The following is a 14,797-nucleotide window of genomic DNA, read 5'->3' as shown; positions in this document are numbered from 1 at the left end:
TTGCCTATCAAGATCATTTTATGTAGATTTGTAAGGTATGAATGTAATAAACTACTTTTTAGCTGCTCTTTCTACGATATTGTTCGCTTCATGTAACAACAAGCAGAACGAACAGACGCTAGAGCAACTGGATAAAAAATCAGCTCGCGAAGTGACTTTAAAAACAGTGACACAAGGGGACTCCATATTACACATCACAGTGCAGCATATCTGGTATAATGGAGAACAGATCGCTGCAAAAAGCGATACGATCAAGACTGCTGCTGCCCCTAATACATGGGATGGCATCGACTCTACCAAAAATCTGAGCAAAGTCCCCATTTATGTAACCGTACAATAATGAGAAAACCATCAGCAAAAAATATTCAACTGGTACTGATTACGTCAGTACTTGCATCGTGTGCACAACCACAGCCTCAGGCGGATGATCGGCAACGGGTATATATGCGGGCGGATTCGACAGCCCCTTACACCGAGGTGACGGACAACTATCGTCAGGGTAGCCATGGTGTGGGAGGACTAGGTTCTTCTCTTCTGTGGTTCATGGCATTCAGACATATGGGAGGTGTATTGGGCTATGCCAACAACAGCTTACACCCCCAATCGGTAGCAGGAACCAACACTGCTAAGGCTGCGGCCTTCAAAGCCCAACGGGGTGGTTTTGGAAAAAGTGCAGTAAGTACACCTAGAGCATCTGCTGGATCATAATGCGGATAAACAAATTACGTATTGATCCCAATTGGGAGTCCCGTCTGGAGTCTATCGGCTATGGTTACCATACCTTAGATGGCGTACCCTATTGGGTCGATGATTACTATTATGAAATCACTGCTAAGGAAGCGGACCTGATCTATAAAGCAAGTAGTGAGCTCTGGACGATGTGTCTGGAAGCAGTCGAATATATCATCAAAAATAAGCGCTACCATCATTTTCATATCCCGCCTTATATTATACATCATATCGAGCGCACTTGGGAAGATGATGAACCTTCTTTATATGGGCGATTTGACTTTGCTTATGACAAAGACAATAATGCGTTAAAAATGTTGGAATTCAACGCGGACACGCCTACCTCTTTGTTTGAAACAGGTATCGTACAGTGGTATTGGAAGAAACACTATTTTCCCGAACTGACAGACCAATTCAACAGCATTCATGAACAGCTGATAAATAGCTGGGGGGAATTAAAACCTTATTTGAAAGGCGATATGCTCCACTTTGCCTGTGCAAAGGAGACGCTGGAAGATCTCACCAATGTCGAGTACCTCAGAGATACCGCTATACAAGCCGGGTTGCAGACCAAACTGATTTATATCGATGACATCGGTTGGTCCGGACGTGATTTTGTCGACCTCGAGGGACAACCCATCCATGCTATATTTAAACTTTATCCTTGGGAATGGATGGTAAGCGAAGAGTTTGGTGTGCATATCGTCAACGATTTAAACAAAGCACAATGGATTGAACCATCATGGAAGATGCTCTTGTCTAACAAAGCGATATTGCCTATTCTTTGGGAGCTATACCCCAATCATCCTTATCTATTGGCTTCTTATTTTGAAGAACCCAAGCATCTCCGCCATTTTGTTAAAAAACCCATCCTCTCACGGGAAGGCGCAAACGTAGAGATGTACTATGACAAGCAGATGATCTATGCTACAGCAGGCGAGTATGGGCAAGAAGGTTTTATCTATCAAGAGTTGGCCACACTGCACCGCGAAGAAACGGGATTCTCTATAATTGGAAGCTGGATCATCGGACAGGAATCCTGTGGCATCTCTTTTAGAGAATCGGATATGCCGATTACAACAGATCAAAGCCGGTTTATACCGCATATCATCAGGCATTAAAAAAAGAGCGCTTGTCTGTGACATAGCGCTCTAATACTAACTCATAAAAATAATACTAAATCCTATTAATTTTCAAGACTGTATTTGCGTTCTCTACAGGCTCCCCTTTTTTTCCTGCTTGCTTATTCGTTACGTAGACTGCGCCTGAAACCGGATCCAGTGTAATGGTATTCGGTAATCCCTTAGTAGCGATACGTTCTACTACTTTATACGTATCTGTATCGATAATGGCTACTTCTTGTTTATTTCGGTTAGCTGTATATAACAGTTTACTATTTTCATCATAGACCAGTCCTATAGGCGATGAATCATAACCTAGATATACTTTCTGAAGAATATCACCCGTATTGCCGTCTACAATAGTTATGTTATTGTCATTCGACTGACTCACGAACAATCTATTTTCCTTTTTATCCAGAGCAATATTTAGAGGGCAATAAGACCAGGTTTTGAATTGTCCTTCTAAGGCTCTCGAATCACTATTATAAACAAGGATATTTCCCTCCATCGTATTGGCATCTGTACCATACACCTTGCCACGCTGTGGATCAACATTAAGCCCTAAAAGATAAGCACCTGCCTTTTCAAATGACCCCAAGTAGGTGTTACTCTTTCCATCAATTTCCCAAATGGAGGGGTTACCGTGATCAGAGACATATACCTTATTCCGAATCTCATCTACCGCTATTTCACGAATCTTAGACTTTTCTTTGCCGTTGCTGATCACATGCTGTTCTTTGCTTTTCAAATCAATCGCGGAGACGGCATTCTGTAAGGAATGTCCGACGTATAATGTTTGCGTCTGATTGTTTAATGCAATACCGAATGGAAGGTATTTACCCAATGAAATAGAGTCCCGTAAGGCTAAGCTCTGTCCGTCTAAAACATATACAAAGTTTTCGGTCTCTTTATTAAATCCTTTCTGTGGCCCGGCAACATACACAAGCTGAGTGGTCGGATTATAGACTAATTGGTAAAGTTCATTAGGCAGTTTCTGTGCCTGTTCAATTTTAAAATTGGCAGTGTTTTCTTGCCCATATGCAAGAACTGAGGCGAATGTTATCGCCGCACCTAGGAGTATCTGTTTCATAGTATACATTATTACATTATTTAGACCCATTATAAACAAGTCTTTGTTAGGAGAGTTGCCCAACCCTCCTGTTTCCGAAGTAACGGATTGCAATTAACAAGATACTTGCAAATAAATTCTAATTTTGTCGCTCTTAGGTTATCATCGCTATAAATTAAAACACTAAATTTGAACTAGGTTTATTCATTTATGTTCAAAAAGACAGTATACTTAGCCTTAACTGCGGTTCTTTTTTCCTGCACAGCAAAACAGGAAAAAAGTAATAGAAGTAGGTATCAAAATCAAGTCATCGAACAATTAGAAGCTCAAGGGGACTCGGTATACCGCGTACAGATTGGTATTATGGCTTCTTCATTCTGGCTCCCGACAGATACTAAGGATTTTTCAAAACACCTGTCCTTATTGGAAAGCAGTCTAAAAAAACGCACACCTCTCGACATAGGTGTAGAAAACGGAAGTAATAAGATTATTGATGTAAGTGAACAACGATAAAGCTGATGTTCGAGCGGCGTCAAAGATATCCATATGTCAGCCATACTGGATGAAAATAGGTAGACTTATTAGCTATAGAGACGTTCTAAAAAATGGGGTGTCTTTTGCAAGACACCCCGGAATGTTACCAAGTCACTACCAAATCCGCTAAAATGGGAAGATGATCCAGATCATTTAAATGAGTAAATGGAGCAGATACATTCATTATCTTAATGTTGCTACTCGTTACTATATTATCAATACTACGATTAGGGACAGCACCTATTCTGCCTTCAGCAGCATTGGTGCCTGCCGCTGTTGCGAACCAGCCTTGTGTTCCTCCATTAGCCATATTAAACCCCGCTTCTGTAAACTTCATCTGGACTTTATCAAAAGCATTCATATCACCCATACAGATGAAGTATTCATACTTTTTCAGTGTAGACAGTAATGCGTTGATAGAGCTTTCGTGCCATTCTTTTTGCCATGGGATGTGCGAAGATATCACGGTGATGGTCTTATTACCTACTTTCAAATCACCCAATACTGCATAATAGTCGCCATCCCATTTTTCCTGCCGGATGTTTTCCAATGTATAATTGGTCGCGATACCATTGTATATCCACCTGTTTTCCTTGCCTAAATAAATATTCTTATAGGATGGTTTCAATATAGACTCTTCGGCAATCACTGTGCTATCCTTATCAAAATACCGATTCCATTCATTGAAAGCAAATATATCAAGCCCTTGTTGAGCTATCCAGCTTTTCCAACGAAACAGCTCTGCCTGCATCATCTTGCCATCTCCTTGAAAACCTCCAAGCCTTCCCTGATTAAAGTGACCTACATTGTATACCCCTACTTTAATACGTAGGGGCAAATTATCCTGCAACTGTCCGAATGCTGCCGCACATGTCAACACACAAATACCCAGCAATCCTGTAATTCTTTTTATCATACTTCTATTTGTTATAACGAATTGCTAAATAACCTATTCCAGTAGATGTTGCTACTTCCAAAGGCTCACTAGCATAACTGTTCCCATCCGATGAAAGATTCTTTTCTACCACCAGCCTCAAATACACTTTCTGTTTTCCCAATAAGGCTAAAGGTAACTTTACATTGATATTTTTGTAAGCAGGTAATTGATGTATATTCGTATTGGCCCAAAGTGGTGCATCTGGTACGGTATAGCTTTCTATTTTCGTCCAGTTGCCGTCCATGTTTCCGTGCTCAGACCACTCGACTTTCCAATAACGAGGAGCCCCTTTACCTGTCCCACCCACGAGATTTAAAGCTGTAAACTGTAAGGAAAGCTGGCTTGAATTAACTCCCTGCGTAGAAAAATCAACTACAAAGCCCTCTCCTCTATTCTTCTCATAGTTCCACCAGGTATTATTGGCCGTCATGGCTGCATTTGTTACGCCGCCTTTACCATCAGAGTTTGTCGTCGCCTCTGTATCAAATTTACTTCCAGCTCCTGTCAGTACGCCGTTGCCATATTGGTTGGTATTGCCCAGATTCGATGCACCTACAGGCCCTAGGTAACTATAATCGCTTCCCCTGCTTAGGTTGACTGTATTGGTTGAAAAACTGATACTACCATTATTACCCCATGTAGGCAATGCTATACCATTTACAATATTCGGATATTGATATTCGGTAAGCAGCTCAGAGAATCCGTTACTTACTTCCTTATTCATTTTTATATCTTCTTTTGCCAAATGGCGTATCTGATAACGTCCAATATTGCCAAAATCCTGTTCCAGAGCAGCATCCTGATATTCGAAACGGGTAAACTTCTCATGAACAACAATGCCGGATATTGTTCCTGATCCATAAGGCAATATGTCTCCATCTCTACGGTATAAAGTACGCGTATTGGTCATGGTGAAGAGTGCATCTCCGTTCTTATCACGCATCAACAGGGGATACTTACCGATCCGGTGTGCAGAGAATAAGGTCGAATACCCTTCGTTTACCGGCGTAAACGACCCTTTACGTATCGGGAACTCCACATCCTTCAGTGTTACGAAAGTGTAAATATCATCATCCGTCAAATCGCCCATATATTTCTGTTTGAGGGCAAGCTGGGCAGCGTTCCCTTCTTCCTGTTTCATGACCATCATCGATGTCACCCCTGTCAGTGTATAACGGTTTGGATTAGACTCCCGCTCTACCCCCGCTCCTTTCAATAGGATCTGTACCTTACTATATCTTTTAAAGATATTATCCGAAGGGGTGCTGGTTAAAATCCGAAAGCCATAACGACCATCCAAACTCTGTACGTACACCGTCCGATCATTTTCGGTGTAATTAATAGCCGTTGGTGTAGTTTGAGGGGCATCTCCTACATTGGGGTTTCCAGCTTCGCTGACTACATGTCCCTCTATAAAGAGATCAGAAGTTATTTTCTCTCCTGCCCAGATACGTATCTCCGGAAAATCTGCCTGTGTTCCGAACATATTCTGGGCATTAGCCTGCAGGAGATACAGGGTCGACACATGTTCCGTGTCCCAACCGTCTTTATAAGACAGACGGATCTGCACATTTCGTAACTCCGTCTGCGAAGTATTCGGTTTTACTGTAAAGCTAAAGTCCTCTGTAGCTTTATCGTATGCAAAATCCGCATTGACCCAAGGTTCTACATCTGGGGACGGATAGATAACAGCTATATCAATATCCTCTAATGGGATATTCGTCTTCAACTTGCCGGCCACTTGTCCTCCGTCTCCCAATACCGTGGTATTTAATGTTGGGAAGTTCAGCATCGGTTGTTCGGTTCCGTTCTGCTTAACCAAAACCGTGTCATACCGTTCGCTTTCAGCAGCATATAGGGTTACTATAGATTTACGTGGAAAACCAGCATTGGCTTCATGATCCAATAAGAAGCTCGTATCGCCTTTCATCTTATTGCTGCTCAGTTTTAACCAATTCTGATCCTGTGGCAGCACAACTTCAAAGTTACCACTGGACAGTACATTGATCTCAAACTGTCCAGAGGTAGCCGGTATCGTATATTCTTTCTTGGCAGCTCCGAGTTCTGAAAACCGGAGATACTCTGCATCATCTTTTTTGCACGCTAACACGAATAATAACATACAAAAAACACCGAAATATCGTAATTTAAACATCTTTCTATCTTAATTTTAAGGTATATATTTAACAGCTACCGCTCCCAAACGTACTGTTACTGCCCCTGAGGACGCCGTAATCCTTCCCTCTTCCGCTCCATTTGGATTATCCGCACCACAAATATCCTTTTGTGCCTGTAGCTTGACAAATACATTCGCTTTGTTCAACAGTTCATTCGGCAACTTAAATGTAAACGTATTCAGGCCGTTAGCCGTGTACATGTGGTTCAGACCCCATCCTGCCAATGGACGTATACCATAGGTCGAATTGGGCACCACCGTGTAATCCACTCCATTCAAAGAATAAGCGATCTCCCAATATGCAGGAACATTTAATGTTGCTACTGTACCTGATCCACCACCTTGGCTGAAGTTAACCAATAAATGCTGTGCGCTGATCCCCGTTGTTGAGAATTTAAATACAAATCCCTCTCCTTTGTTGGTGGTCGTATTCCACCATTTGGTATTATACTGGGCTGCCGAACTAGGTACAGCTTTAGAGGTAAGATCGGTATGATAGATAGGGTGTGCTCCTGTCGATGAAGGTGCTCCAGGTACTGTACAGGTCATCTCCCCCTGACCTACGGCAGGACGGATCTTATCTCCATCTTTCTGTATTGTACCACCGGCAGCTAGATTACTTGGATTCATCCATTTCCATTCGACTAATGTTTTTGCCTTTTCCGCTTCATTAAGCTTAATATCACCTTGTGTGACAGGACGAATAGAATAACGGCCTATCTCGCCATCTCCTATACCATATTTGAGGAGTTTGTGATGTACAATTACTCCCGAAAACGTACCGGATCCAGTAGGCAGTGTACTACGGCTCCATGAGGTAGCCACATTCACTACCGCCTTCAGGCTCCCTCCCTGATCGTCATAAATTGAGGTTGGTACGGCGTCTACGTAAGGTGTTGACGCACCCGCTTGATTCCAGTTAAAGATTCCAGCATACCCCATGTTGACATTCACATAACTTCCATAAGGCACAGAAATACTCGTATTCTTTAAACTTACATACGTATATAAATCGCTATCTTTCAGCTCGCTGATATACTTTACTTTCGCAGGCAAATTCGAAGCAGTGCCGGTTTCTGATTTAATAATGGCACTGGAAGTGAGTCCTTTGATAGTGTATCGTGTCGGATTGGACTCCTTAACCAATACAAATCCGTCAACAGAAAGTGATACTTTACTATACCTTTTCAAGGTATTTGCTGCTTTAGCGGCAAATTTCAAACGTAAACCGGAGCTGCCCTGCGCATTCTGTACATATGCTGTCTTGAGCGCTTCGTCGTAATCAATCGCGTTAAATGCCCGGTTGGGATTTACGTCCATATTGGTATTTCCTGCATCGGAAATTACAAAAGCTTCTAAAACCTGAAGAGGAGTACGGAGTATGAGTTCACCGGTCTCTCCCGGTATCATTGCTTTCAAATCATCCATAGTCAGTACCTCAAAATCATCGGCCGACTGTACCACCTGATGGGTCAGATCAATATAGTTGATCCCATTATTGCTGTACTTCAACCGTACCTGTGCGGTACGCTGTTCGCCAGAATCGTTGGCACGGACTGCGATCATCAGCAAGCTATCATTAGCAAGTTCTACTTTTTCAATCCATCCGCTTCCCTGATCATATGATACCTCATGCTCAAAATCCGGAAACAACGCTCCTACGTTCCCCTTTATGATTACCGTATCAATTTTAGCACTCCGTGTCAGCATTGACACCTGTTTACGGGGTATCAATACAGGCTCCTGTAAGGATTGATCAACATCTGCAAATACGGTATACTCTTTATCAAATCCATCAATCACGGTTAGATACACTCTTGCGGTACGGTTTCTCCCAGCGTTGTTCTCCAGTGCTTTAAACTGAAAACCATTGTCCGTAAAAGAAGCTTCCGTAATCCACTTTTCAGATGTTTCATCATCATATAGATAATCTATTTTGATATTTTTGACATTAGACTTTAGATCATTTACAATGGGGAGGTTAATCTGGAATGGGTTACGTGTGATCGTATATTTTGATTTTGAAAAACGGAAAGCTGCATTCAGTCCCGCTTGTATAATCTTAACTTCCTGCTTCTCTTTTCCTTTTGTTATCACTAACGTGGCAGATCTGGAAACTCCAAAGTTTTGCGAATAGGAAAACAAGACATCAGAATTTCCTGTTCCAGACAGGCGATCCAGCGCTAGCCAATCTGCTTCCTCTTTTACGCTGACATTCCAATCACCATCGGCATACACCATAATTTTTGTCTTTCCTTCAGTGGCTTCAAGATGCATCTCGTTAGAGTTGACCGATAAGGAAAGTCCCAAGTCAAACTTCCTTTCGCAGCCCACCAAAAGCGTCAAAAGAATAAGCGCTAGACTTTTAAGGGAAAGCATTTTATATATTTTTATCTTATTCATTTTTGTATTATTCGAGCGTTAAATACTAAAGTAACAAATGGAACATCATTGGAGGGTGATCAGAATACACCTTCGTAAATTCATCATAAATCGGCATGGCCTTCGTTCCTCTCTTCAGGACAGACTCTGTTCCAAATATAAAGTCGATGCGACGCCCTGGATATTGAAAATCGTACTTAGCACTGCCATCTTCCTTATTCCCATGTAAATAATGGATAGCATCGACATATCCTGCTCCCATAATCTCGTCTATAGCCCAATAATTATTGGTTGTAACAGCAGGGTCGTAATCACGACGTGATACCGAATTAAAATCGCCCATAAACACCCAATCCTTCTCTTGTGTAAATTTGCGGATAGTACTATCCAATACGACATTCGCCTCTTGCAAGCGATAATCATTTCCCAGATTGTCCCCCACTGTCTTCCAATAAGCCTGCGGCCAAAAGTGAGTAACCACAATATTCAAATCCGTATTCTTAAGCCGTGCAAAGATAGCCCCATGAGATACATGCAGCGTAATTCTGCGTCTAGACTCTATTGGATATTTAGATGTCAAGGCTACGGGGTAATTATCGGTAGATTTCAGGTTCGTAATCACATAATTGTGTCCATAGCGTTTGGCTAGCTTTTCCAGCTCCCGCTGATTAAAACCATTAACCTCCTGCAATGCCAAGACATCCGGTGCCTGTAATTTGATCCATTCAACAAACTTATTGTAATTGTTTGCCTTATCATTTTTCATGCCTTCCAGAATATTATAACTAATAATCTTGAGCGTGTCCGGTAAAACAGGCTCCGTTGGTTCTGGCACTTCTATAATCGGCTCTGACACCTCTTTTTCTTTACAGGACACTATCGATAGCATAGCTATTGCGACAACTAAGGCTCCCCAAAAAGAAGTATGTCCAACACTCTTTATTTTTATATATGTATTAACCTTTTCCATAAAATTCATAAGCTTTATTATCCAAATTATTGCCTGATTTCACGACTTCGATATCCGGTATAGGATAATACTCATGGCAAGGCAGCATATTATTCTTCAAGGCAGCATAATCGGTATAGTCATACGTCGCCTGATACCAGATGCCCCAACGTACCAGATCATACTTTCGTTGATATTCACCCAACAGCTCTCTTCCGCGTTCCTTTTGAATCTCTTCTCGTAGTAAATCCCAGTTCTTAAATTCATATACCGGCAATCCTGCTCTGTTACGCACCATATTTAAATATTTAATCGCCGTAGTCTGATCTCTCAGTTCCATATAATTCTCTGCCTGCATCAATAAGGCATCCGCATAGCGGAATACCCGTTGATTATTTCCGTCGGCAACATTGTACATATTATATGTCCAGAATTTAGGTCCCGGCCAAGGTCGTGTAGCCGTACTTTTAAATGCTACCCCTTTATATTCCCAAGCCATATTAAGATTAGTTCTCAGATCCTCACCACCTCTGCGCATTACACTCTGAAAGAAGAAGTTATTCGGACGAAGCGGAGACCACGTTGTCGCATTTGTACCTAGCTCAGGAATCTCTACACCGTCATAGATGGCTCCGGTACTGCGCGTGGGCATACAGATCGCACCCGAATTTGTCGTTACCTGCAAACCTGTTTCCGAATAGGTATATTGGATTTCAAAAATAGACTCTGGTATATTCTTATTTTTCAATGCAATATCCGCCAATGGATATTTGTTGAAATCGCCGTATATAGCCTCTAGTCTGTCCATCGCATCTTTTGCGACATCCCACTTTTTATTCCATTGGGCAAGCTTTCCGATCAGCATCCAGCCCATAGCAGCACCCGAGCGATTTCCTGGTACATCATTGGTCCGTATCTGCGCTAGATAGGGCACATACTCCTGTAGCTCGGCGATCAGATAATCGCGCGTGGCTATCGCAGGCATTCTGCCCATTTTAGAAATCCGATCCAATACTTCGGCATTAGCTACATCTTCGGTATAAAATGGCACATCACCAAACGTCGATGTCAAAAACCAATAGTAATAGGCACGCATAACCATCCCCTCGGCCAAAAGCCTATTTTTAGTCTCTTCGGGTAGCGGAGAGCGTTTAATTCCTTCTATAATCGAATTAGAGTACATAACACCTTGGTAACCTAGATTCCACATGTTCTGTCCGAAACGAGGCAACGCAGGCGATATATCCAATTGTGCATCGAGCGTACCCGATGCAATATACATCAGGTCTGTCACCCCCTCTGTTGCGATCAAGTAAGTATATGTATAAATAGTCTTTAGCGGAATATAAGTAGAATTGAGACCCGAGATACACTGTGCCTCTGTTAAGTAATAATTATCCGTATTAACAAAAGACGTGGGTTCCTCGTCTATAGAACACCCCGTCCAGAGTAAGCTGCTAATAAAAAATATAAATAGACGTTTCATGTATAAACTTTTTTGATTTAATACCTTATTTGAATACTGCCCACAACGGTTCTAGGTTTGGGATAAGCTCCGATATCGACCCTTCTTAAAGTCGATGTACTGCTGGAGGATGACACATCCGGATCGAACCCATTATACTTCTTCCACACGAATAGATTTTCGCCAGCAAGTCCAAACTGTACATCTCTTAATTTGTTATTGGTCAGTTTGCCCAAATCCCATGTATATCCGACTGAAACACTCTTAAGTCTCAAAAAACTAGCATCATACACCATCCTACTTGATGCTATATTATCCACTGATCCTGCTCTTGGCAGATCCGAGTTAGGATTACGGATAGGATGCCAGGCATCCAGCATATAGGCGTATTGATTCGCAAAGTTGCTTCCATTACCCATCCATTGTTCCGAGATATTATATATTTTACCGCCCAGGGAATAATTTAAAAATACCCCGAGTGTCCATTTATCGTACCTAAAGTTATTCTGGAAACCTCCATGTACAAGAGGGTCTGCATTCCCTAGGTAAATAAGATCATTCTCATTGAATACACCGTCATGATTCGAATCGATATAACGTGCGGATCCGAGCCTATACTGCTGCGCCGAAGCGGATACATAAGCTCTAGTAACTTTATTACGATCTATTTCTTCCTGTGACTTCCACGTTCCAGCATATTGGAATCCCCATAAAGCATTCAAAGGGTAATCTTTAACGTAACCATACATCATATAACTGTTATTACCCGCTGCCGAATAAGCACTTACATACCCGTAATGACCGATATCATCGACCCTCTGCTTATTATGCGAGATAGAAAACGTACTGGACCAGGAGAATCTATCTTTTTGTATATTGCGTGTCTCCACACTAAATTCAAGTCCTCTATTGGAGGTTTTCCCGATATTTGCAAACCGCGTAGCATATCCCGTTTGTCTAGGTGTCTGTACATCGAGCAAGAGATCCTTGGTATACGATAGATAAGCCTCAAAAGTCATATTTACCCTACTATTGAATAGCGCGATATCGGTAGCGATATTATACATATCTGTTTTTTCCCACGACAATTCCTCGGAGGCCAAACGTGAAGGATAGAATGCAACAGGTTGCGAGCCGTTAAAAAGATAACCACTGGTCGAAGAGGAAAGCGCCGCTAATGACCTATAGGACGATATACCGTCATTTCCGGTACGGCCCGCACTCGCTCGCACCGAAAGATCATTGAGCCATCTGGAGTCTTTCAAAAATTCTTCATTGCTCACCGTCCATTTCAATGCTGCCGAAGGGAAAAACGCCCACTTTTCGTTTTTCGCAAAGTTTGAAGCGCCGTCTCTACGTCCCGTAACCGTCAGGTAATACTTGCTTTTATAGTTATAATTGGCACGTGCCAGATAGGACATCGACGTTTTGGTCGTATTACCGGATCCCCCCACATAGTTTTCTTTATCCGGTATGGCATTCATATTATTCCAGAGAATGGCATCCGATTGATATCCTTCACCGCGTAGGGTAAGATTATCATCCGATATTTTCTGCCCCACGAAACCTACTGTAAAATCCAAATGGTGTATATCATCCCATTTCTTCAAGTAATTCAATGTGGTCTGACTCATCAAGTTACTTTGCGTATACTCCCCCCTGTAGGCCGTTCCTCCTTCATTATCTGCTTTCGCAGGCAAGCTACCTGGTTCATATTGAAAGGTGTGCCGTGCATACGAATAATACGTCAACTGTGAGTTTAATTTCAGATTTTTTATAGGTTCTATTTCTACATATCCCGTATTGGTGATTCCGTCATGCTTGATATTATTAATCACATCCGCATCGAGAATAGAACGTGGCGAGTTAAATTTCTGTCCCGAATACCAGAGGTCGTTAAAGTTATCATACACCTTGATCATCGGATTTAAATAAATAGCACCGCTCCACCAGTTAGTACCGCCTATGGTTACTAGATTTTTATTTTCGTCCCGTTTGGTATAACTGTATTTCAACCCTATTTTCATCCATGGGAACAACTGGTAGTCAAGATTCAGACGCCCCGTAAATCGTCCCAGACCACTTTCCTGAATAATTCCCTGTGTATTGTCATACGCTATCGATGCATAGTAACTGCTTTTATTCCGGCCACCGGACAACGATAAGTTGTGTGTATGATACGGTGCAATCCGTGTGATCTCGTCGACCCAATCGGTACCTTTTCCCAAAGAATGGGGATCTGGATAGGGATATGCCGACATAGGCGAATTGATGGTAATATCTCCGTACGGATCGGCAGATGTAAACAAAGCAAAATCATTACGGTACTGCGCATATTGCGCGGCATTCATGATATCCAGTTTTCTGGGCAGCTGGGACAAACCAGCTGTACTCCGCAATGTAATATTGTCCTTGCCAGACTTACCTTGCTTGGTGGTCACTATAATCACCCCGTTACTTCCCCTCGTACCATATATTGCTGTGGCGGAAGCATCCTTCAAGACAGAAATAGACTCGATATCGGAAGTATTGATATCCGTCAAGCTGCTGACTGCATCCATTACACCATCCACCACGATTAATGGTTCATTGCTTGCTGTGATCGAGCGGGTACCCCGTATACGTATCGAGGTCGTTGCTCCAGGTTCACCGGTCGTTGCCGTAAATTCCGCACCTGGCACACGTCCTTGTAGCGCCAGGTCGACCGAAAGTACAGGAGCATCCTTTACATCCTCCATTTTGATATTGACGACAGATCCCGTCAGATCTTTTTTCTTGACCTGACCATAACCGATAACAACAGCCTCTTCCATATCCGTGATCTTCTCTTCCATCACGACTTTTAACTCTGCTGCACTATGCACATTGATCTCCTTTCTATCAAATCCCAAAAGAGAAAACTCCAATACGGTAGGCAGCGTTACCTCTATTGTAAAAGCGCCTGACTCATCGGTGCGTGTCATTTTTCCAGATGACTTTTCGCGTACTGTCACATTAGCCAGCACAGCGCCCGTCGTCATGCGCGTAATACCTTTCAGTACCTGTTGCTGTTCAGCTCCCCCGACCACGACCGGGCTCTTCTGCTGTTGTTCCTGTTTAGGTAACAATACTATACTACGATCCTTGCGCTTAAAATCCAATTCATAAGGTCTCAATAACTGTCTTAGGGCATCTAAAGCCTCCATATCTACCAGCTCTACATGAGATATGGCACTATTAGGGAGTATATCCTGTGCATAGAATATCGTATAACCGCTGCGTTTTTCAAAGTCCTTTAATAGAGTGGCCAATCGAACATTCTTCCCTTTAAGCGTAATCTTTTGCCCAAAGGTAGTCGCACTAACGTGCATGGAGGCTACTAAAATAATAATCCACGTCAATTTCATATACAATGGAATTTTCAGTTTGGGTAAGTTAAAGGCATAGCCCGCCCCT

11 protein-coding genes are annotated in these 14,797 nt (G+C 42.3%); 4 read left to right on the top strand and 7 right to left on the bottom strand.

Annotation, left to right across the window (positions count from 1 at the left end; genetic code table 11):
* Positions 1–37: 37 nt before the first annotated feature.
* From JKG61_RS19930 to JKG61_RS19920, 3 genes are read left to right on the top strand one after another with little or no spacing between them, the layout of a single operon-like run.
* A complete protein-coding gene (locus JKG61_RS19930) occupies positions 38–340 on the top strand; it encodes a hypothetical protein (RefSeq protein ID WP_202104770.1) in 303 nt (100 codons plus the stop codon).
* Entirely contained in the window at positions 340–708 is a 369-nt protein-coding gene (locus tag JKG61_RS19925) for a hypothetical protein (RefSeq protein WP_202104769.1), read from the top strand. Before JKG61_RS19930 ends, JKG61_RS19925 begins: the two co-directional genes overlap by 1 nt.
* Entirely contained in the window at positions 708–1,850 is a 1,143-nt protein-coding gene (locus JKG61_RS19920) for a glutathionylspermidine synthase family protein (RefSeq protein WP_202104768.1), read from the top strand. The genes JKG61_RS19925 and JKG61_RS19920 overlap by 1 nt, the downstream gene beginning before the upstream one ends.
* Before the next feature lie 55 nt (positions 1,851–1,905).
* On the opposite strand, the gene JKG61_RS19915 is transcribed toward JKG61_RS19920, so the two are convergent.
* Positions 1,906–2,940, bottom strand: a complete 1,035-nt coding sequence (locus tag JKG61_RS19915) for a YncE family protein (protein WP_202104767.1) — start codon at positions 2,938–2,940, stop codon at positions 1,906–1,908.
* Positions 2,941–3,129: 189 nt separating this feature from the next.
* On the opposite strand from JKG61_RS19915, the gene JKG61_RS19910 reads away from it, so the two are divergent.
* Positions 3,130–3,432, top strand: coding sequence for a hypothetical protein (locus tag JKG61_RS19910; protein WP_202104766.1), 303 nt, complete (start codon positions 3,130–3,132; stop codon positions 3,430–3,432).
* A gap of 124 nt (positions 3,433–3,556) precedes the next feature.
* Here JKG61_RS19910 and JKG61_RS19905 read toward each other — a convergent pair whose 3' ends face one another.
* Genes JKG61_RS19905 through JKG61_RS19880 form a run of 6 tightly spaced genes read right to left on the bottom strand, consistent with a single transcriptional unit; the run spans position 3,557 to position 14,748 of the window.
* On the bottom strand, positions 3,557–4,369 hold the full coding sequence (locus JKG61_RS19905; RefSeq protein WP_202104765.1) for an endonuclease/exonuclease/phosphatase family protein: 813 nt from the start codon (positions 4,367–4,369) through the stop codon (positions 3,557–3,559).
* Positions 4,370–4,373: 4 nt separating this feature from the next.
* Positions 4,374–6,545 (bottom strand): BACON domain-containing protein, encoded by a 2,172-nt coding sequence (locus tag JKG61_RS19900; RefSeq protein WP_202104764.1) that lies wholly within the window; start codon positions 6,543–6,545, stop codon positions 4,374–4,376.
* 15 nt (positions 6,546–6,560) lie between these two features.
* Positions 6,561–8,969 carry a BACON domain-containing protein gene (locus tag JKG61_RS19895; RefSeq protein ID WP_202104763.1) on the bottom strand — a complete coding sequence of 803 codons (2,409 nt, stop codon included), beginning with the start codon at positions 8,967–8,969 and terminating at the stop codon, positions 6,561–6,563.
* A gap of 25 nt (positions 8,970–8,994) precedes the next feature.
* On the bottom strand, positions 8,995–9,918 hold the full coding sequence (locus JKG61_RS19890) for an endonuclease/exonuclease/phosphatase family protein (protein WP_202104762.1): 924 nt from the start codon (positions 9,916–9,918) through the stop codon (positions 8,995–8,997).
* Positions 9,905–11,383, bottom strand: a complete 1,479-nt coding sequence (locus JKG61_RS19885; RefSeq protein WP_202104761.1) for a RagB/SusD family nutrient uptake outer membrane protein — start codon at positions 11,381–11,383, stop codon at positions 9,905–9,907. Before JKG61_RS19885 ends, JKG61_RS19890 begins: the two co-directional genes overlap by 14 nt.
* Before the next feature lie 17 nt (positions 11,384–11,400).
* Positions 11,401–14,748, bottom strand: coding sequence for a TonB-dependent receptor (locus JKG61_RS19880; RefSeq protein ID WP_202104760.1), 3,348 nt, complete (start codon positions 14,746–14,748; stop codon positions 11,401–11,403).
* Positions 14,749–14,797 lie beyond the last annotated feature (49 nt).

This window comes from Sphingobacterium faecale (assembly GCF_016746095.1).
In the GTDB taxonomy this organism is placed as follows: Bacteria; Bacteroidota; Bacteroidia; order Sphingobacteriales; family Sphingobacteriaceae; genus Sphingobacterium; species Sphingobacterium faecale.
This window is presented reverse-complemented; position numbering and strand designations above follow the sequence as displayed.